Raw genomic sequence first — 20598 nt, 5'->3', positions numbered from 1 at the left:
CCTTACAGATACCGATATCTCAGCCGATGTTAAATCAAATGAAGAAATGCTGGGAATGGTTATCTCTCAGACCCCACTCGGTCGCCTTGGTGAACCAAAAGACATCGCAAACGCCGTTCTATTACTTTCTGATAACCGTGCTGGGTGGATCACCGGGCAATGCGTACAAGCCGGTGGCGGTTTTTTGCTATAGGCGTACAGAAGTGAGTTTTGATCTCGAAATGCATCAAGCATGCGCGTGAAATCAAAGGTTCATAGCCTGACAACAGGATTAAAATGAAGTAGTCAGGCTATAGGTCTCTTCACCACCACTTTCAACACACCCACAAAAGTAAAAAAAACTATAAACAATCGCTTAACACCATATCACCTACTCGATATTTGACGATTCAAAAGCGGAGCTAACCGGGTTGTGGTTGTATCACGACATCAGCTTAGGTATTGCGAGTCTACGTATACAAAATACGAAAGAGTTAAAGTTCTAAATGAGAAAGGGGCATTATTGAGTGTTCGAGTTAAATCTGAACACATACTTATTGTTCGATTTATGGTATTGAGTGTAATAGAAAATGTTTAAGCGAAGAGGCGTTGAGAAGCCAACTTTGATGCCTAATCTATGAGTTTACCGTAATAGGCATCATGAGAACTTCAAATCTCCCTAATATTTTTAAAAGATTAGGTATATCAAGGATAAATCTATGGATACGATATTAGGATTCATTATTTTAGCTATCATTGCTTATTTGATAAAAAGCGCTATGGCTTAGCTCTGACTAAATTATTCGAGAAAAAATAGCTGAGCATTACCAAAAAAATAAAATAAAAAAGACCATAAACAAAGAGCCAGTCAGGGGTACTGACTGGCTCTTGAGACTATAAATAATAAATGGCAGAAATTAGAAGTACTGATATCCGCGAGTGATTACACGACCGTACGGGTCAAAAGACGCATGATAGACTGCACCGATTTCAGACATATCTGTTCGAGAGACTTCTTTGGCACCATCTTCGATGGCAACACGATGTCCTGCGCCAATGTGCCCTTCTTTTTTATAAACCCACAGATCGGTATCCGTTACCAGTTCAGATACTCGGCTCCATTTATAATAAAAGTCACCGGCACCCAAACGTAATTCGGTTTTATTCGGCATCAGAGGCAACATATCCTCCCAGGCACTGGTTCCCTTACCAATCGTGATCTTGTTTTCATAGTACGGTGATGTTTCACCATCTTTGTAATAAGACAGTGTATAAACTGAATTATCAGGCACTAGGTTGGTGTCAGGCTTTTCGAAATCAAAGTCTAAGCCATAGCCTTCAATAACCGGGCTCCGGTGATATTCACTGGATACCAGGTGACAGCCTGCTATCTCATTGTCTCCGGTTGGCTCTGTTTTATAAACCTTGTCTAGCTTGAGCGGAGTTTTAATACCCGGGCCTTCAATCTTCACATAGTCAAAGCCAAGGTGCTCGCTGGCATCTGGTAAGCTTGAGACAAAGCTGAAATCACCTTCGCCTCTCCATCCCCAGCCACCTTCAGGGGCTGTGAATTTATCGCAGTCGATATAATTTGGAAAAGCATCAATTTCCATTCGCCACTCGCGAAGATTAAATTGATCGTCTGCTCCGGTATAAGCTTCAAGCTTGACGAACATAGACACATTTACCGGCAATGCTTCTTCCTGTCCCAGGAATTTATACTTACCGTCTTTACTGTCTTTGGCAAACCATGCATGTGCACGACCGCCGCTGGCAAAGTCTGAGTTTTCAAATCGTTCAGTGTAAGTCACCTGGTAACGATGATTAGCGCTATCCACCTCAGTCAAGGCCAGATCCCGGTATCGGTCCATGTCAGGGTTCGTCTCGTTACCGATGATGGCTTGCTTTTGATTCCAGATCTCGTTGCCGGTTGCACCAAACCAAACCGCATCAGGGTGGACATAAGCCATATAACCGTCTTGATCTTGCTCTAGAATCATCGACTCAAGAATGCTATCGGCAGTGACAATATAACTCAGCGCTTCGCTGGCTTCGTTCACCGGCATATTGTCAGGCAGCAAGTTGAGATTCGACCAACTCTGTCCGTAAGGCAGGGTAACCTGGTAATTACGGTTAGCTCGATATGTCACGATTGCTTCGCTATCGCCAAACTCGATATCGAGTAAATCAAGCACGGCATCAATGTTTTTGTAATTCGCCTTAAATTGACCACTTAGCAGATCAAAATCTGGATTTATGTCTGCTGCAACCAATAGTTTAGCGAGTACGTCCTTCAACTCATCCTGGGCCTTTTCAAGCTCAGATAGAGTCAGGGTAGCGGTATGGTTCTCAGGGGAGTTGAAGACTTCCGCAGCCGAAACACCGGTCACGCGAGAAATCAGCAGCTGAGTTAGTGGTGTTACATTCACCACTCTGGCCGCTAGCTGCTCTTTCAGCACGATAGAGTACAGCTCATGGGCTTTACCACCAGAGCCACCGACGATTTGCAGTAACGCCGGCGTTTTTAAATCAGAAACCGAATCAAAGTCAAAAGCGCCCTGCTCCTGAACGGAATATTCAGTGATCGAGCCGTCTGCAGCCAGCAAGGTTAGCTGACCGGTGATCGGTGCTCCGGTTGCTGCCGTTCCGATTAAATGTCCCTCTTCGGATGGAAGCGATGGTGTGGTTACTTTTGGTGGTGTCGTCGGTAATGGTTTTGCCGTAGGGGTATGCGAACTGCTATCGCTACCGCCACAACCACCCAACAATAGTGATGAAATCACCACGCCTAACGCTGTTTTTTTTATCATTTTTTACTCTTATGCAACTTAATATTCAGCCATGGTATACATAGCTGTAAGTTGCGTATTCTCACACTATTGCTGTCTTCGCAATAGAAGTTGATGACATAATTTTGACAAAGTTATCAGTATTAGTGCCAAAACTCTAATGCGGGTGATGAATAGCTGTTTAATCCGACATTTGTAAAACACATAATGCTCAGAAAGTCCAAGAACACTGAACAGGTATTGAGCGACCACCTTCATTCGTCGCGACACTTGAGCGATCCTTACTGCCAAAATACCCAGGCAAATGTTGCTAAGGTGATAATACAAACAATATTGACAATCACCCCAACCCTCATCATTTCACGCTGTTTAATATGGCCCGAGCCAAACACAATGGCATTCGGAGGTGTTGCAACAGGAAGCATAAAGGCACAGGATGCCGCCACGCCGATCAATGCCGACAGGATCACCGGCGATACCCCCAGCACCTCAGCGATAGAGGCAAATATCGGCACCAGCAGAGCAGCGCTTGCGGTGTTGCTGGCAAACTCAGTCAAAAACACTACAAAGGCAACCACAATCAAAAACACGAAAAACAACCCAGCTTGTTCAAGCAGTCCACTCAGGCTATGGGCTAAGAAAACACTGGCACCGGTCGCCTTAAGCACATTACTCAGGCATATCCCGCCCCCGAACAACAGCAATACGCCCCAGTCAGTCGTTTTATCAATGTCTTTCCATTCAACCACCCGGGCGATCCCCAACATTACGATAGCGGTCATCGCGACCAGGCTGTCAAATTTGCTAAAGCCGCCAAGGAAAGCGTTAAGGGGCTTACTGAAAATCCACATAAACACGGTAATACCGAAAATGACCAAGGTGGTCAGCTTCGCATTGTCCCATTTGACAGGCTCATGGGTAATTTCAAACGTATATTTCAGGTTTGGCTTTAACATCAGATAGAGCAGACCAACCACCAACGGTAGAAGTACCAGAGTGATCGGTAATCCCAGTGCCATCCACTCGGTAAAGCTCAAACCCACCTCCGTTGCCGCAATGGCATTCGGCGGGCTGCCAACGATAGTCGCGATACCACCAATACTGGCACAGTATGCGATCCCGAGCAGGACAAAGACGAAGGTGTTGTGCTCACGCTTGGCGTCAACCTTACCCAGTATGCCCAGCACCAGCGGCAGCATCATCGCCGTTGTTGCCGTATTGCTGATCCACATGGAAAGTACGGCGGTCACCCCGAACAGCATCACAGTCGCGACGGCCATATGGCCTTGAGCCAGCAGCAACACCTTGTCGGCGATCGCTTTATCCAGCTCCTGTCGGTGCATGGCAGCTGCCAGCGCAAAACCACCGAGAAAAAGGAAAATGATCGGATTGGCGAAATTACCCAGTGCCTGAGGAGTCTCAAATATTCCCAATCCGACGGCAAGCAGGGGAACCAAAACGGCGGTGATACTCACGTGAATTGCTTCTGTCAGCCACAATATGGCAATAAAGGTAAGCAGACTGAGGCCAACAACAACATCAGGCTCAAATGGCAGGGTGTTTAGCATCACGACAAACAGTGCAACATCGGTAAGAAAAATGACACTGTTACGGTCAAACAGCCAATTTTTTATGGCGAGGCTTAAGGTAGTCATACGCCTTCCTCATTGCTAGTTCTTAATCAATTGCACAACCATAAAGAAACAAGCGAATATTTTGCCGGTATAAGCTTTCCAAATACTCGATAGTTTCTTCTTTCGAACGGCCTTCCCTTTTTAATGGATAAAAGAAAAAAGGCATCATCACTAATGCATTGAAGCTGTCTTTCAATAGCGCCACGTCTAAATTTGGATCGATAAATCCTTTTTGCTGCAAGGTGGAAAATATTTTGATATGAAAAGCGTCCGTGTAGGTGAGTATCGATTTATCGATATAGCTTCGCCTCGGGCCATCATTGAGTACCAGTGTCTTATAAATAATTCCCAGCAATTCTGGATGTTCGATATCCAGGTAAAAAATCGTCATGAACAATTCTTCAATGGTATTGCGATCGGAAGAGGCTTTCTTTAGCTGATTCAGCTTATCGAAGAATGGCGCGTAAATATCATCGAAAACGGCTTTGTAGAGCCCGGCTTTACTTTCAAAGTAATAGCCAATTAATGCGACATCAACCCCAGCCTCCTGCGCTATCCGGCGGGTAGTAACCTTATTGTAGGACTGCTTCATAAACAAATTACGAGCAACATCCAAAATAGCCTGCTGGCTACAAGGCTGCTCGGCTTCTTGCTTCGGACGACCGCGAGATTTTGCTAAAGCATTCATTTTGTTTCGCTAACCACTCTACAGTAAGGCTTCATTATTGATTAAACATTAACCAACCCTGTAAAAAGTATGTCCAATTCAAGTTTTTTCCATTTGGCCAATCTTTCCCTCAGGGAATTTGATTTAGGTCAAATTGGCTATTTACGAATTCATCAAAGGCTATGGTTTGCGGAATAATAAAGCCAATGAAATGAGATCACCGTCGCCGCTTATTCATCCTCGCTATCCGTACAATATCTTTGAGCAAAAAACAAACAACAATGAAACAAGCAAACCAAAATCATAAGTCGTCAGCGCCTAAAAATAAGTCACATTTTCTAGGTTTAGCCAAAATATGGATCACCTGCGGAATATAAGTTCAACAGGGCTGGCTTAACACCTAGCTATTTAGGGGCGCATACCTGTTAGATGGAAGACGGAAAAGGAATCATTTATGAATACGCCAAGCAATGAGAACAGCGCCCCCATAAACGAGATCCCGGAAGGAAATATTACCGGTACAGAAGGAGCAACCTCCGAACCACAATCTCAACATGGATTCTTTGAAAACTACTTTAAACTCTCTGCCCATAACACCACTTTTTCGACCGAAGTCATCGCCGGTATCACCACCTTCATGACCATGGTGTATATCGTATTTGTTAACCCGCAAATCCTCTCGGCTGCAGGCATGGATCCAAGCGGCGTCTTTGTCGTGACCTGTATGATCAGTGCCCTCGGCTGTATTGGTATGGGGCTGATCGCCAACCTGCCTATCGCCCTGGCTCCCGCGATGGGGCTCAACGCCTTTTTTGCCTTCTCCGTCGTCATCGGAATGGGCATCAGCTGGCAAACCGGGATGGGGACCATTTTCTGGGGAGCCGTCTGCTTCACCCTGATGTCTGCGCTCGGTATACGCTCGTGGATATTAAGTAACATTCCAAGCTGCCTGCGCATCGGTATTCCTAGCGGGATCGGCCTGCTGATCGCACTGGTCGGTTTGAGCAATGCCGGCATTGTCGTCGCCAGTCCGGCAACCATGATCACTGTCGGTGACTTGAGCTCGCTGCAATGCGTCTTGGGTGCCCTGGGCTTCTTTATCATCGTGATCCTCGCCTCGCGCGGTATCCATGCCGCGGTGCTGATCTCGATTGTGGTCGTCACCTCGATTGCCGCGCTTATGGGGGATGTCGAATACACTGGCATAATCTCGATGCCGCCAAGCATAGCAAGTACCTTTGGCCAGCTCGATCTTGCAGGCTCTTTGGATGTTGCCCTTGCCGGGGTTATTTTCTCCTTTGCGCTGGTGAGCCTGTTCGATAGCTCAGGGACAATGATCGGGGTAACCGAAAAATGCGGGATCACCGACGAGCGTGGCCGCTTCCCGCGCATGAAACAAGCCTTAATGACCGACTCTGTTACCTCGGTGGCTGGTGCTTATATGGGAACATCAACCGTGACGGCCTATATCGAAAGCTCGGCAGGTGTTGCTGTTGGTGGCCGTACCGGCTTAACCGCGATTGTTGCTGGCTTACTATTTATCGTGGTGATTTTCTTCTCGCCGCTGGCCGCCATGGTGCCAGGCTATGCTGTTGCTGGCGCGCTGATCTATGTAGGAATTCTCATGTCCTCCGGCCTCGCCAAAGTGAACTGGACAGACATGACAGAAGCCGCCCCTGCCTTTATCACCACTGTCATGATGCCATTTAGCTTTTCCATTACCGAAGGGATTGCCACTGGCTTTATTACCTACTGCGTAATGAAAGCAGGTACCAACCGCTGGCGTGAGATCCACCCGGGTGTCGCGATTGTTGCCCTGCTATTCATTATCAAATTTGTCTTTGTCGACGGTCATTAACTAGGAGTCTGGCGATGTCGAACTTAATGCACAAACACACTCAGCAACTTGGCCGGGAGCAGTTATTACACCAGCTAGCTGTACTCCGCCGAGAACAGAGCGCCGACCTGAAACTCACCAACCTGTCGATACTTGATCTTGTCAACGGCGAAGTGACTCCAGGTCCGATTGTTATTGACCAAGGACATATCATTGCCATTGGGCCAGAGGCCGAAGTATTACAGGCAACGCGCACTGTGGACTGCCAGGGCCAAATCGCCGTGCCGGGCTTCATCGACGGCCATATGCATGTCGAAACCTCTACCATGACGCCATTTGAATTCGAGCGCACGACCTTGCCGCTCGGCACCACCAGCATCGTCTGCGATCCACACGAGTTGGTCAATGTGATGGGCAAGCAAGGGATCGAGTGGTTCCTACGTTGCAGCGAGATGATGCTGCAAAACATGTTTGTCCAGGTCAGCTCCTGTGTTCCGGCGGTGGCCGATCTGGACATCAACGGCAGCAACTTCACCCTCGATGAAATGAAGGCCTATCTCAACCATCCACATGTTCTGGGATTGGCCGAGGTCATGGACTACCCTGCGGTGCTCAATGGCAACCCGGCCATGCACGACAAACTGACGACATTTAGCGAGCTGAATATTGATGGTCACTGTCCGTTGCTCAGTGGGCTGGAATTGTCGGCCTATGTCGCCAGCGGTATTCAAAACTGCCACGAAACCACCAACTACCAAGAAGGCAAAGAGAAGCTGGCCAAGGGGATGGCTGTGATCATGCGCGAAGGTTCAGTTGCCAAAAACTTAGATGCACTGGCTCCCTTGATCACCGACTTCAGTTCACCACAGTGCTTGCTGTGTACCGACGATCGTAATCCCCATGAAATAGCCAAAGAGGGCCATATCAACTATATGGTCAAACGACTGATCCAACACCATAACATTAAGCCGTATTTAGCGTACCGGGTGGCATCTTGGTCAGCAGCTCGGCATTTTGGGCTACAACGGTTAGGGTTGATTGCACCGGGTTACAAAGCCGATATCAACCTGGTGAAAACACTGGATCAGGTCGATATTCAGCGGGTGGTGATCGGCGGCCGATTTGTCGACGAGCTGAAACTGGCTGACTCGGTACAGGCCAAGTTAGAGGCCTCATCACCGCCGTTGCACACAACAATGCAGCATAGCGCGGTAACCGCAGATGAGTTGGCGATCCCGCTGACACTTGGGGATTATCATGTCATTGAGATAATCAAAGACGAGCTGCTGACCAACCATCTCGTCTGCCACTTTGACGGCCACCACTTCGCTGAGGAGGGTATCAACCAACTGACAGTGGTCGAACGCTATGGCCACCAGCTTCCGCCAGCAATGGGGCTGGTAAAAGGCTTTGAGATCAAACAGGGCGCAATTGCGTCCAGTGTCGGGCACGACTCGCATAATATCGTGGCTATCGGCGCCGATGAGCAAAGCATGGCGTTGGCCGTTAATCACCTGCTGAATACCGGAGGGGGATACTGTGTCATACAAAATGGCGAAGTCACTGCCGATCTTATGTTGCCGTTAGGCGGGATCATGAGTCTTGACAGTTCGGAGCAGATCACTGAGCAAATCATAGCGCTAAAGGCTGCGGCCAAAGCTATCGGGGTTAACGTTGCTGAACCCTTTGTACAAATGAGCTTCCTTGCCCTGCCCGTTATCCCTGCGCTAAAGATGACAGTCAAAGGCTTGGTCGATGTCGAACAGTTCAAGCTGATCGACCTTCAGCTCAAAACCCCAGTCCTCTCCTAGCTTAAGGGCTGTCTTTCAATAACGCGAAAGGTGCCCAAATAAAAAAACAGGCCAGCCAATATCATTGGCCGGCCTGCTCATTACAGACAAGAATGTCTCGTCTATATATTAGTTTTCAGTTTCCTTGGAGAAAGCCAATCCCGCCTCGCCTTCTTTGCTGTAGTCTTTGATTTCGCCCGACTGAACACGCGCCAGGAACGAGTGCAACTCTTTCTTCACGACCGGCATCAGGAAGTACAAGCCGATGATATTGAAGATAGACATAGCGAAGATCGCTGCATCAGAGAAGTCAATGACCGCACCAAAGCTAACGCTGGCACCGACAACCACAAAGCAACAGAAGATAACTTTATAAACTAACTCGGTTGTCTTGCCTTCACCGAACAGGTAGGTCCAAGCTTTCAGGCCATAGTAGGACCACGAAATCATCGTAGAGAAAGCAAACATCACAACCGCTACTGCCAGAACGTACTGGAAGATATCAGCCGTTTGAGTAAATGCCGCCGCAGTCAGTGTGACGCCGCTTAAATCACCATTGTTCATGCCCGAAATCGTAATAACCAACGCCGTCATGGTACAAATCACTACGGTATCGATGAACGGTTCCAGAACAGAAACCAGACCTTCAGTCACAGGCTCTTTGGTTTTTACTGCCGCGTGAGCAATCGCCGCCGAACCCACACCGGCTTCGTTCGAGAACGTTGCACGTTTCATACCCTGGATCAGAGCACCGACAAAACCACCGGCCACACCGGCACCGGTAAAGGCACCGTCAATGATCTGGCCAAAGGCATCGCCAATCATCGAGGCATTCGCCACCAGAACAATCACAGACATACTGACATAAATCAACGCCATTGCAGGAACCAGCTTTCCGGTTACCCGAGCAATCGATGGCATGCCGCCGATAATCACCGATGCCACCATACCCGCCATAATCAGGCCGGTCACCCAACCATAACCATCAGGCAGGCCAAGGGTCTGCACAATCATTGCGTTCGCCTGATTGCCCTGGAACATGTTACCGCCACCCATTGCACCCAGGATGGTCATCACCGCAAAGCCCACAGCCAAGCCTTTACCCAAACCGCCAAAGCCACGCTCTTTCAGGCCTCTGCTCAGGTAGTACATTGGACCGCCCGATACGTCGCCATTCGGTAGTTCGTTACGGTACTTAACGCCAAGGGTACACTCACAGAACTTCGAGGCCATCCCCAGCAGACCACACAGGATCATCCAGAATGTTGCGCCCGGACCACCAATGGCCAGTGCCGCACCCACACCGGCAATATTACCCAGCCCAACCGTACCGGAAAGTGCTGTCGCCAGCGCCTGGAAATGAGATACCTGCCCCGGCTCCCTGTTGTTCGGATCAGAAAAGTCGCCTTTAACGATTTTCACCGCCAACCCAAAGCGCTTGAACTGTACAAAACCGAAGTACAACGTGAAGACAATGGCCGCGACAAACAACCAGCCCACAATGATCGGAAAACTTGCTCCATTAACAGGCACCGATGTAAAAATTGTATTTGCGAACCAACCGAGGTTTTCGCTAAAAAAGTGATCGATGGCCTTATCAATTCCGACTTGTTCACCCGCAGCATAAGCCGAAGAGGTAAACATGGTTAACGCTGCAGCAAGATAACAACTAATTTTTGATATCATATTCCGTTCCACCTGTGTTTTATCTTATGTTGGCAGAACACGGTAGGATCTTTCTCTATTATGCACCGTGTTTACTTATTGCCAACATTTCCCTGTGGAGAAAAAAATTAGCAACAAGGAAACATATTCTCAACAAGCCGCATTCAACCTAGGTAGACATTAATCCTACAAATAATCATCATTAAGATATAATCAACTAATGCAACAACTAAAAGTCAGCCCATAGCGTTACCTTTTCATTGGTAAGTAGCAAATACAGATCAAAACCAAACTTGTTAACAAAGCGTTAACCAAATCACCTTTTGATACATTTATCACTCTAATCGGCCTGCTTAGACCAGCAACAATCACCAAAAAAAAGGCCCAACCTCATGGTTGAGCCTTCGTTGAATTTGATGGTATTAACAAACATTAATGTACACAAAAGCTGGCACAATAAACGTATTAGTCGCTATTCACCTTGCTTTTCATGCTCCAGCAGCCAGACTTTCAGATCCAGTCCTCCAGCATAACCGGTTAACTTCCCTGAGCTGCCAATCACCCGATGGCACGGTACAATAATAGGAATAGGGTTCTTACCGTTGGCGGCACCAACCGCGCGAACCGCTTTAGGATTCCCGATACGGTTGGCAATATCGGCATAGGAACAGGTCTCTCCGTATGGCACATGGTTCAGGGCTTGCCATACCTGTCGCTGGAACTCGGTTCCCTCCATTCTCAACGGCACATCAAAGTTTTTGCTTTCACCATTAAAGTAGGCTTCAAGTTGCTGGCAACACTGGTTTGAAACTACGTTGGGCGCTTCGCTGGCAGTTGGATCGGCATCAAATTCGATGGCCATCACTGCTGACTCATCTGCGACGATATTCAACCAGCCAATCGGCGTCTGCAGAAGTTGGTTGTTCATGACAAAGTGCTCCATAAATACAAAGTTAAATAGCTACGCCACGGGGCGGCCAGCGTATCATCAAACGGTTCGGGTAGCATTGCCAGCGCTTTTTTCACCCCCAGATCGCCGGCCAAAAAAATATCTGGATCACTGAGCCCTCGCATCCGCAAATAGTTTACGGTCCACGGACCTATCCCCGGCAGGGCCAACAGACTTTTCTCGTCATCCAGTGAATTATTTTCAGCGAAGGCTGAAAACTGCCGGAGTGTTTCTCGTCGTCTTTGCGGCATGCCAAGTTGCTCCAAGTCGAACTGGCTAACCTGCTCGGGAGCAGGGAAATAGCGATAATCTTCTTGGTTATACGGGTTTAAAGCCACAAACTGCCCGACCAAGTTTCGCGCGGCTTTTATCGAGACCTGCTGGCCGAGAATCGCCCTGATCCCAGCTTCAAACGGGCTCCAGATCCCCGGCAGGCGAATCCCTTCATCTGGTAATAGGCCGTTCAGGGCTTGTTTCAGTCGTTGTGCAATCAGCGCTGAGTCTGCATCAAGATCGAGGCAACGGCGGATCGTTTTAATTACCCGGGGCAGAAAGCTCAGATCGGAAAGGTGGATCTTGACCCGAAATGCTGCTTTCTCTTCAAGATGATAGGCCGTGAAACGGCCAACACAATCACCATATTGAAATGTACGGCCATAGCTATGTTCATCAAGCCATTCCAGGTTTGGGATCAGCCGCGAGGCAAAAAAACGGTGCAGGGACTCCCAGTTATACGGGGGTCGGTAAGCCAGCGATATTACGATGCCTTTTTCTGATCCGGTTATCGCGCTCCCCTGCTTGCGGATTTGGGAAGGTGTTAGGGAAAACTGCTGTTTGAAGCAGTCATTGAAGCGACGAATACTGTTGAAACCACATGCCATTGCCACATCCGTAACCGGCAGACGGGTATCATGCAGCAACTTTTTGGCTAACAGGCATTGCTGGTACAAACTATAGGACTTGGGAGACAAACCAACCTCATCCACAAATAACTGGCGAAGATAGCGCTCGGTAATACCCAGCCTGTCGGCGAGGTGAGTGAGAGGTTGCTCCGATAACGCCCCTTCATCAATTAGCCTCAGTGCCCGGTTCAAGGTGGCATTTTTCCCCAACCATGCCGGAGAGCCCGGCGCACTGTCGGGACGGCAGCGCAAGCAAGGCCGGTAGCCAGCATTGGCTGCGGCAATGGCGCTCGGGAAATACTCGACATTCTCTTCTTTCGGCGCCGGTGCCGGACATATCGAACGACAGTATATGCCGGTGGTTTTCACTGCGGTAAAAAACAAGCCGTCATAGCGGAGATCTCTTGCTAATCTGGCCTGCTGGCATTGTGTCGGGGTCATCTCCATGACTTTACTCTCGATTACTTATCTTCTGTTAAGTCTAAAGACTTTCGAGAGCAAAACTAGCCAGAATCGGCACTGAATCCTAGTTATACTGATGCGTGCAATAAAACATCAGCATACTCCAGTTTATCAATAAACTGTTTCTGAGAAATCAGCAATAGTTAGCAAAATATACACTTAGCAGATTTTGGCTCAAAGGCTAAAGAAAGTGAAATGTAGCAGTTAGAGATACCACATTAATATCTTCATCCCCGAGAGCATAACTCATGTATTGAGCACCTAACGCTAAAGGTCCAAAAACCTGATAGTCTGCGCCCACTCCCCACATCAAGTCGTAGTCGTCATCGTTCCCGTAAAGGCTGGTGTTATCCGAAGTCAGCTCCCAGGAATGCATCCCCATTTTTCCATAGACTTGTAGGGAGCCAAAATTTAGGCTTGGTTTGGCAGCCAAATATACACTGGTAGCATCAACTGTAGTGTTGCTAACTGCAAATTCTCCAAAGTCGTTATATCCAACTTCAACACCAATAAAAGGTAGGATTCCTGTCCCAACATGCACACTGTAAGAGGTAGTATCATCGTCACCGATATCTGACTGACCTACCGATGCACCACCATACAGCCATGAATCCGCCACTGCAGTAGTACTGATCCCCGTTAGCAACAGCGCAAAAAGTGTCTTTTTCATTTTTCCCTCTATTTTAATTACGTCAGCAATTAGCGCACCGAGTTTTAAAGGTCGCTTAGGCGTTTTTACAAAAAAAAACCGAGCATCCAGCTCGGTATGAAAATAGAATTAAGCAGCGGTTTGGCATGAAACCGTTAGCCATTATCATAGCTTTAATTACTGAAGCTTTACTGAATAACAAAGACCATCTCATTGCTACAATATGAAAAATTCACACTTGTTCAGCTCCGATTAAACATAATGTTCGCAAACCGAATCAAACAGTACAATGGCTAACCTTTTTCTGTATTACGCTCAGTAAAAAGATTCGGAGATGTAGCGCAAAATAGCATTAACAGCACCATACGCAACATGATGGATTTCAGTAATTTATTGGGACTGTAAAGTCTTAGGTAAAATGAAATTTTTTACCAATTTAGTGAACCATTCAGGATATGCTTCTGGTGTGTAAAAGAATGCCGATGCCCATAAGATAACCATAACTGATCCAGATGGGATAGCCCACGCGACTCCATCTGAATACGTTGGAAGGTGAGTAGCGATTGCACCACCAACAAGTGAAATGCCCATTAGAAGACCAATTTTGTAAGTACGTGGAAAAATAATCAATAGTCCGGTGATGATCTCAGTACAACCGGTAAATTTAAACATGTGAATCATGCCGAATTGAGTGAACTTTGCAACCATTGGAGCCAGCCCAATTACTTTGCCAAGTCCGCTCAGCATCAACGTCAAGCCAGCAAGGATTGCAAGAGTTCGACCTATACGCTTCATTTTAGTAGGTAGGTCATGAATATCACGAAACATTCCAAATTTATAGAGTAGCCCCCCTATCGCTATTGCAACTAAATAGAAGGCCATGATTGCTGCTGTTGCAGAGAGTGCTTCGCTACCTTGAAATATATGAAATAAATCCACTTTGTAACTCCAGTGTATTTGCAATACAAGTTTTGTTCTTTGCAGAATAAACGACGCAAAGATTAAAAAATAAAAAGATTAAAGTCATATGTGAATTATGAGCAAACAAATATTACCTTTATTCACATGACTAATATTTTATTCATTCGACTCACATTGACAACAAAGTTGGTCTGGACTTTAAGTCCCATTTATTGGAACGATCAAGACATATCTGAATTAAAACTACTATTGAGATAGATTCATACATGCTCTGCAAATCAAGTCTTCAATAGGCTTTCAGTAATTCTGAGATAACGTAAGATCTGGATAGATATTCAAGTTTTTACGATATTAAACACAAGTAACCGGGATCATAAGTCCCGGATTTTGGTACTTACCCCGCGGAAGCTTGGTCAAGTGCGTCCTGAAAATTGTCGGTAATAAAATCAATCAGCAACCGAAGCCGAAATGGAATATAGTCACGGGCCTGATATAGGACATAAATTGGCAAACTGTACCTATGCTCCTTATCAAACAAAGGCACCAACCGTCCCTTTTTCACTTCAGGTGCTGCCTGCAGATCCGGCAGCAGGGCAATACCCAAACCTTGAAGAGCAAATGTTAAAGCAATTTCAGGCGAGTCGACAATAGTGGTATGTGCCGCTGAAAGATCCAGATAGCGCGTCGGATTCTGAAAAGGCCAGCGTACAGCGCCAGCCTCTTTCAGCCCTCGAAAAATAATGCGATGTCTAATCAATTCTTCAGGAGTGTTGGGGGAGCCAAACTGAGCAAGATAGTCTGGAGTGGCATAGTAGTCGGCGGTAATAGTCGAGACTTTCTTGCCGATCAGATTGCTGTCTTCTGGCTGATCCAACTGCAAGACTAAATCAAAACGGCGCTTGGGTATATTTCGCTCCACTACATCTTGAGCATATATCTCCAATTCAATTTTAGGATATTGGTCATAAAACTGTTTTATGTTTTTGCTAAAGCATTGAATTAAAGGTGAAAGGCTTAGAATTGTGATTTTTCCCTCAGCAAGATTCTGGTTATGGGTAATATCTTTTTCCAAAGCCTCGAAATCTTTCAGTATATCTTTACTACGAGTATAAAAAACCTCACCAGTTGATGTCAGTTGAAAACGGCGACTACTACGGTTAAGCAATTTTGTCCCGAGTATATCTTCCAAATCTTTTATTCTTCGACTAACGGTCGATTTAGGAAGACCAGTAAAATCAGCTGCAGCAGTAATGCCTCCCTTATCAACAACCATATGGAAAAGCTTCATATTTTCGTATTTCATCAGTATATGATCTTCTATTTTATTACACTGTAATTATAGCTATATTAAAAGCCGTTAATTATCAGAGATTAAGCTTAGTCAACTTATGATATTTCTAGAGTATTATACATTTTCCCTTCAAGTCCGAAATTACTTTGTTCAATTTACAGCTTTGTTAGCCAAACTTATTATCCTACCCAATTCATCGTGCCAATCATTTGTGAAACTGACAGAGGAATATGTATAAATACAGCTATCATCACATTAGTTTACGTATGGCAAATAGGAATGAACAGAGTACTAATGAATAGAAGCTGAGCAAATCCGGCTTAGAGCGGTCACCCTAAGCCTCTAATGATAAGTAAGCAGAAGATATTCAAAAACAAATCCCCCAATTAACGGAGGCTTTGACTCGTACCTAATTGCGCTGTAACAATGCGTGATTATTACTGACAGCCTGTACAGCAGGTGGGGCAATTGACACTAAAAGCATAAGGCGTCCCAAAATAAGACCATATGATGTCTTTTTATCAAGTAACCCAACCTGAGGTTTTCTAGGAGTAAGACAGTTTCTTACATGGAAATGAGTCTATCTGTAACTCATTTTTGAACAAGCATGAAGTAAGTGAATATGGCACTTACCCGTCAGATGTTCATAAATCACTATCGATATTATTTGGGACTATGGAGCGTTGAAGTTCACCTTGTTCATCCAACATATTCTGGATTAACTCGGCTAACCGTTTTATCGCTCTTTCTTCCGACCCCGAGCATTCAAATGACGAATTTAACCGAAAACAATGATTAAACTGTTTACTCACGGAAAACATTTTTCCAGGCGCAATACTAATATTTTCTTTTAAGGCTCGTTGGTATAGCTCTGTCGCATCCAGATGTTCCGGTAACTCAACCCATAAAAAATAACCACCTTCTGAGTAATTTACACTTACATGAGAAGGGAAATGAGCACGTAGCATCTGCCAGGTTGCGAATTTACGCTGTTCCAGTTTCCTTCGCAATTGACGTAAATGGTTTTCATAATTGCGAGTAGATAGATATTTAGCAAGAGCCAGTTGAATAGGTGCGCTGGCAGACAATGTGCTCATCAATTGAAGTTTTTGGATAGGCAGTGTCATTTTCCCTGCTGCCACCCAACCAATTCGAAAACCTGCCACCAGAGTTTTAGAAAAAGATGAGCAATGCATCGTCATACCTTGCTGATCAAATGCTTTTGCTGGTAATGGCTTTTTACCACCATAATACAGCTCACTATAGACATCATCTTCAATCAGGTAGACATTGTACTCTGCCAGTAACTCAATCAAACGCTTCTTCTTTTCATTCGGCAAAGTACAACCCAAAGGGTTTTGGTGATTTGTCATCAACCAACACGCTTTTACCGGGTGAGATTGCAACGCTTTTTCAAGTGAATCAAGATCAATCCCATCTCTTGGATGAGTTCTGACTGATAGCGCACGTAAATTCAGTCTTTGCAGAGATTGTAATGCTCCGTAAAAAGTAGGTGACTCAACCACAACCCAGTCACCAGCTTGTGTCACGGCTTGAAGACTCAAATTCAAAGCCTCGAGCGCACCAGCAGTGATCACGATCTCTTCTGGATTCACACTTATCCCTTGTGCCGCGTAGCGTTTGGCTATGAGCTGGCGTAACTCTTTATTTCCTGGAGGCAGATTATCCAACGCACTCGATGTTGGCATAGTACGCGCCGCGGTCATAAGCGATTTATTCACTTGATGTCGGGGATACAACTTGGGATCGGGATAAACGGATCCAAATTCAACGATATGCGGCGTCCGACTCGCTTGCAAAACATCAAAAATAAAATCGTTAATATCAATAGCTTCAGTTGTTTGAACCGTCACATCTGAACTTTTCGGACTCGAATATTGGATTTTTGGTGCCACAAAATACCCTGACCGGGCATGAGAAACGATCCACCCTTGGCTTTCGAGTACCTGATAAGCATGCAGCACCGTCATTAGACTCATGCCTGAGATTTCAGTCTGTTTTCGCAACGAAGGGAGCTTATCTCCCACTCCCCAAATTTCATTTTGAATTTGATTACGAATTTGCTCTACGAGCTGGTCATATTTTGCCAACGAAAAAACGCCTCTATGGTGTTCCCCCTGCACTATAGCACACACACTCATCTGTTATACATAAAATCACAATTTCTGTATCTATTATAGATCGCAGTCTGTTCTTATAATCACCCCACTTTCAATTTTAGCCAAAGATCATTTCAAGCCTTGAATAGCGTATTAACCGGGCACCAACTGTAAGAGTGCAATTAGCCACATGGCGACAAATAAGCATCAAGCGTTTGAAATTTGATAGAAATAACTCAACAGGAAATATCTTATGAGCGATTTAAAAACTGCAGCACTACGTGCACTTAAATTAATGGATCTTACTACTTTAAACGATGATGACACGGATGAAAAAATCATCGAGCTGTGTAAGAACGCCAAAACAGCTGTAGGTAATACGACAGCGGTGTGTATCTATCCGCGCTTTATTCCAGTTGCCAAAAAACAATTACGTTTACAAGGTACGCCAGACATTCGTGTTGTCACTGTCACGAACTTCCCTCACGGGAACGACGATATCGACATTGCCGTTGCCGAAACTAAAGCAGCACTTATGTACGGTGCTGATGAGGTAGATGTCACATTCCCGTACCGTGCCCTAATGGCCGGAAACGAAGAAGTGGGCTTTGAAATGGTTAAACAATGTAAAGCAGCCTGCGGTGATACCCCTTTAAAAGTCATCATTGAATCTGGTGAGCTGAAAACTAATGCGCTGATCAAAAAAGCGTCTGAGATTTCAATCAAGGCAGGGGCTGACATCATCAAAACCTCCACAGGTAAAGTGCCTGTTAATGCCACCCCGGAAGCTGCCGAAGCGATGCTGTCCGTTATCAAAGAGATGGGTGTTGAACAAACAGTTGGCTTCAAAGCATCTGGTGGCGTACAAACTGCTGAAGACGCGAAAAAATACTTGGATATGGTTGATAATATTTTTGGTGCCGAGTGGGCTGATGACAGCATGCACTACCGTTTTGGTGCGTCTAGCTTACTAACAAATCTACTTAATACGCTGGGTGAATGTAAGGAAGTAGCTAAGAGCGGTTACTAATCGTATCTCTTGTGGCGACATTGATTGCCATCGTATTTACCTATTCTAGAAACGGCAATAGAAACGTATTGAATAGCTGAATATGATTTAGTGAAAAATAAGGTAGTGATGTCAATCCGTTAATTAAGATATTTGCTAACTAATGCATTCGTTTATATCACTTGTAGCCAGTCATTTGTCGGCTGAGTTAATAACATATTACGATTTAATCAACGCATTGAAATCACTACCACTTAAAGACAGTAAAGGTTCAGCATGTCAGATTTTAAATTGAAACACAAAACCGCCTCCAAGTTTTCTGAGCACATTGCGTATAAAATAACGCAGTGTCTCAAATATCTTTTAAATATATTCTATGGAACAAAATACGCGAAACGTGCCGTGATTTTGGAAACCATTGCTGCAGTACCAGGGATGGTGGCAGGCATGTTTAATCATCTAAAAGCCTTACGTCGGATGAAAGATGATGAAGGATGGATCCGTGAATTACTGGGTGAGGCTGAGAACGAGAGAATGCATCTGATGATATTCTTGGATATTGCCAAACCTAGCTGGGTCGAACGAGCCTTAGTCCTGCTCGGTCAAGGTGCTTTCATTATGGTGTATAGCTTGATTTATGTGCTCTCCTCTAAGATTGCGCATCGCGTAGTGGGCTATTTTGAAGAAGAAGCCTGTAAAAGCTACACGGAATACCTGAGCAAAATTGACGCGGGTGAAGTAGAAAACGTAGCCGCCCCGAAAATTGCTATCGACTATTATCAGTTACCATCAGATGCTATGTTGCGAGAGGTAATAATAAAAATTCGCGACGATGAAGCCAAACATCGCGATCGAAACCATTCATTTGCCGATGCGTATGAAAACCATAATTTACCAGCTCATCAACATTAATTATTCTTCATTCCTTACTAAAAAATAGTTCTTCACACACTTGCAGGAAGCAGAGACAAAAAACGGTTGGATAGGTTATTGTGTAGTACACCAAACACATTATAACCACCAACCGCTTTTTGATTTTCAACTTAGCATTTTATTCGTAGGAAGGCTTTATGCCTGACCACACAGAGCAACAGGCAAATAATTTAATATCCACCTTTCATAATCCAGCCACTCCTACCTCCTCCATTCCAATAGGCAGTTAAGACAATACGTTAAGAAAGGCAAGAACTTAAAAAATATCAATAATGATGGCATCGATATGGTCTTGGTAAGGATAGTCCGGAGAAATATTGAAGTTTAAACTGCCATCAGTGTTCTGTAAGCAAGATTTATGGCAGCTTAAATTAAATCACACAGCACTTTTACGAATTAAATTATGGTCACAACAAATACTATTTTTGGCGTTCACTTGCTATAGCAAAACGTATTGAAAAAACACCAACCACTAATAATACAAAAGGAATTGCTGCCGCAGTATATTCAACCCAAACTTGATCAGACAGGCTTTTAGTCAAAATAAGATGTCCAAATACCAACACTGCAGCGCATATTACTGATACAACGAGAAATTGAACTTCATTGCTAACTTTTCTGTTCTTCATATCAACCTACTTTTTGTGTTTTAAGACAAAAACATTAAAACACAATATCAACATTTTGATATATAACAGATAAGATCATAATATTTATAACAGCTAAATTTTAGTTTTATAATGTTACAACAATCACTAAATCAATTTACTTCTATTTCCAGCCCTAAACCATCAGCTTCAGAACATGGTTATCGTTATTTCAGGTACAGTCAATACCATCTTGTTTGGGATACAGAAGAGCCGTTTCAGAATATTAAGGAATAATGTAAATAAAGAGATATATCAGTGTAATCACATTTTGAAGCGGACCACGAAATAATCTGATATGTGGCCCCTCCGGTACCAGTTTTTTATACGAGGTTAACACCGACTGAGTTTAAC

Annotated in this window: 16 protein-coding genes; 5 read left to right on the top strand and 11 right to left on the bottom strand. The window is 45.1% G+C overall.

The window, feature by feature from the left end; genetic code table 11:
- On the top strand, positions 1-193 hold a 193-nt coding region (locus tag MD588_RS25600; protein ID WP_265700776.1), incomplete at its 5' end, for an SDR family oxidoreductase.
- A gap of 703 nt (positions 194-896) precedes the next feature.
- Here MD588_RS25600 and MD588_RS25595 read toward each other — a convergent pair.
- The 3 genes from MD588_RS25595 to MD588_RS25585 form a co-directional block, all read right to left on the bottom strand.
- Positions 897-2789, bottom strand: a complete 1893-nt coding sequence (locus tag MD588_RS25595; protein ID WP_265700775.1) for a nuclear transport factor 2 family protein — start codon at positions 2787-2789, stop codon at positions 897-899.
- A gap of 260 nt (positions 2790-3049) precedes the next feature.
- Complete coding sequence (locus tag MD588_RS25590) at positions 3050-4423, bottom strand: SLC13 family permease (protein WP_265700774.1); 1374 nt, start codon at positions 4421-4423, stop codon at positions 3050-3052.
- A 22-nt stretch (positions 4424-4445) separates the two neighbouring features.
- Positions 4446-5090, bottom strand: a complete 645-nt coding sequence (locus MD588_RS25585) for a TetR/AcrR family transcriptional regulator (RefSeq protein ID WP_265700773.1) — start codon at positions 5088-5090, stop codon at positions 4446-4448.
- 433 nt (positions 5091-5523) lie between these two features.
- On the opposite strand from MD588_RS25585, the gene MD588_RS25580 reads away from it, so the two are divergent.
- Both MD588_RS25580 and adeD read left to right on the top strand, forming a co-directional pair.
- Complete coding sequence (locus MD588_RS25580; RefSeq protein ID WP_265700772.1) at positions 5524-6927, top strand: NCS2 family permease; 1404 nt, start codon at positions 5524-5526, stop codon at positions 6925-6927.
- A 14-nt stretch (positions 6928-6941) separates the two neighbouring features.
- On the top strand, positions 6942-8717 hold the full coding sequence (gene adeD / locus MD588_RS25575) for an adenine deaminase (protein ID WP_265700771.1): 1776 nt from the start codon (positions 6942-6944) through the stop codon (positions 8715-8717).
- A 108-nt stretch (positions 8718-8825) separates the two neighbouring features.
- Here the strand turns inward: adeD and MD588_RS25570 are convergent, their stop codons facing one another.
- From MD588_RS25570 to MD588_RS25540, 7 genes are all read right to left on the bottom strand, one after another.
- A complete protein-coding gene (locus MD588_RS25570) occupies positions 8826-10382 on the bottom strand; it encodes an alanine/glycine:cation symporter family protein (protein ID WP_407676619.1) in 1557 nt (518 codons plus the stop codon).
- 451 nt (positions 10383-10833) lie between these two features.
- Entirely contained in the window at positions 10834-11289 is a 456-nt protein-coding gene (locus tag MD588_RS25565; RefSeq protein ID WP_265700770.1) for a methylated-DNA--[protein]-cysteine S-methyltransferase, read from the bottom strand.
- Positions 11286-12653 carry a DNA-3-methyladenine glycosylase 2 family protein gene (locus tag MD588_RS25560; RefSeq protein ID WP_265700768.1) on the bottom strand — a complete coding sequence of 456 codons (1368 nt, stop codon included), beginning with the start codon at positions 12651-12653 and terminating at the stop codon, positions 11286-11288. The genes MD588_RS25565 and MD588_RS25560 overlap by 4 nt, the downstream gene beginning before the upstream one ends.
- A gap of 202 nt (positions 12654-12855) precedes the next feature.
- Complete coding sequence (locus MD588_RS25555; RefSeq protein ID WP_265700767.1) at positions 12856-13344, bottom strand: outer membrane beta-barrel protein; 489 nt, start codon at positions 13342-13344, stop codon at positions 12856-12858.
- Positions 13345-13713: 369 nt separating this feature from the next.
- The gene (locus tag MD588_RS25550) at positions 13714-14262 is read right to left on the bottom strand and encodes a hypothetical protein (RefSeq protein WP_265700766.1); all 549 of its coding nucleotides are present in this window, start codon (positions 14260-14262) and stop codon (positions 13714-13716) included.
- A 376-nt stretch (positions 14263-14638) separates the two neighbouring features.
- The gene (locus MD588_RS25545) at positions 14639-15547 is read right to left on the bottom strand and encodes a LysR family transcriptional regulator (protein ID WP_265700765.1); all 909 of its coding nucleotides are present in this window, start codon (positions 15545-15547) and stop codon (positions 14639-14641) included.
- A gap of 632 nt (positions 15548-16179) precedes the next feature.
- On the bottom strand, positions 16180-17646 hold the full coding sequence (locus MD588_RS25540) for an aminotransferase-like domain-containing protein (RefSeq protein WP_265700764.1): 1467 nt from the start codon (positions 17644-17646) through the stop codon (positions 16180-16182).
- 262 nt (positions 17647-17908) lie between these two features.
- Between MD588_RS25540 and deoC the strand changes: the two genes are divergently transcribed.
- Both deoC and MD588_RS25530 read left to right on the top strand, forming a co-directional pair.
- Positions 17909-18685: a deoxyribose-phosphate aldolase gene (deoC, locus tag MD588_RS25535; RefSeq protein WP_265700763.1), complete on the top strand. Its 777-nt coding sequence runs from the start codon at positions 17909-17911 to the stop codon at positions 18683-18685.
- Between the two features lie 255 nt (positions 18686-18940).
- Positions 18941-19576 carry an alternative oxidase gene (locus MD588_RS25530; RefSeq protein WP_265700762.1) on the top strand — a complete coding sequence of 212 codons (636 nt, stop codon included), beginning with the start codon at positions 18941-18943 and terminating at the stop codon, positions 19574-19576.
- A gap of 440 nt (positions 19577-20016) precedes the next feature.
- Here the strand turns inward: MD588_RS25530 and MD588_RS25525 are convergent, their stop codons facing one another.
- Positions 20017-20226 (bottom strand): hypothetical protein, encoded by a 210-nt coding sequence (locus MD588_RS25525; protein WP_265700761.1) that lies wholly within the window; start codon positions 20224-20226, stop codon positions 20017-20019.
- Positions 20227-20598 lie beyond the last annotated feature (372 nt).

It is taken from the genome of Photobacterium obscurum (assembly GCF_026191635.1).
GTDB lineage: Bacteria > Pseudomonadota > Gammaproteobacteria > Enterobacterales > Vibrionaceae > Photobacterium > Photobacterium obscurum.
The sequence above is the reverse complement of the archived record's forward strand: the minus strand, read 5'-3'. Positions and strand labels throughout refer to the sequence as shown.

Excerpts from the sequence above, each read along its gene's own strand:
- MD588_RS25565 (WP_265700770.1), bottom strand. The coding sequence starts at position 11,289 with ATGAACAACCAACTTCTGCAGACGCCGATTGGCTGGTTGAATATCGTC.
- MD588_RS25580 (WP_265700772.1), top strand. The coding sequence starts at position 5,524 with ATGAATACGCCAAGCAATGAGAACAGCGCCCCCATAAACGAGATCCCG.
- MD588_RS25570 (WP_407676619.1), bottom strand. The coding sequence starts at position 10,382 with ATGATATCAAAAATTAGTTGTTATCTTGCTGCAGCGTTAACCATGTTT.
- adeD (WP_265700771.1), top strand. The coding sequence starts at position 6,942 with ATGTCGAACTTAATGCACAAACACACTCAGCAACTTGGCCGGGAGCAG.
- MD588_RS25590 (WP_265700774.1), bottom strand. The coding sequence starts at position 4,423 with ATGACTACCTTAAGCCTCGCCATAAAAAATTGGCTGTTTGACCGTAAC.
- MD588_RS25585 (WP_265700773.1), bottom strand. The coding sequence starts at position 5,090 with ATGAATGCTTTAGCAAAATCTCGCGGTCGTCCGAAGCAAGAAGCCGAG.
- MD588_RS25560 (WP_265700768.1), bottom strand. The coding sequence starts at position 12,653 with ATGACCCCGACACAATGCCAGCAGGCCAGATTAGCAAGAGATCTCCGC.
- MD588_RS25555 (WP_265700767.1), bottom strand. The coding sequence starts at position 13,344 with ATGAAAAAGACACTTTTTGCGCTGTTGCTAACGGGGATCAGTACTACT.
- MD588_RS25545 (WP_265700765.1), bottom strand. The coding sequence starts at position 15,547 with ATGAAATACGAAAATATGAAGCTTTTCCATATGGTTGTTGATAAGGGA.
- MD588_RS25530 (WP_265700762.1), top strand. The coding sequence starts at position 18,941 with ATGTCAGATTTTAAATTGAAACACAAAACCGCCTCCAAGTTTTCTGAG.
- deoC (WP_265700763.1), top strand. The coding sequence starts at position 17,909 with ATGAGCGATTTAAAAACTGCAGCACTACGTGCACTTAAATTAATGGAT.
- MD588_RS25595 (WP_265700775.1), bottom strand. The coding sequence starts at position 2,789 with ATGATAAAAAAAACAGCGTTAGGCGTGGTGATTTCATCACTATTGTTG.
- MD588_RS25525 (WP_265700761.1), bottom strand. The coding sequence starts at position 20,226 with ATGAAGAACAGAAAAGTTAGCAATGAAGTTCAATTTCTCGTTGTATCA.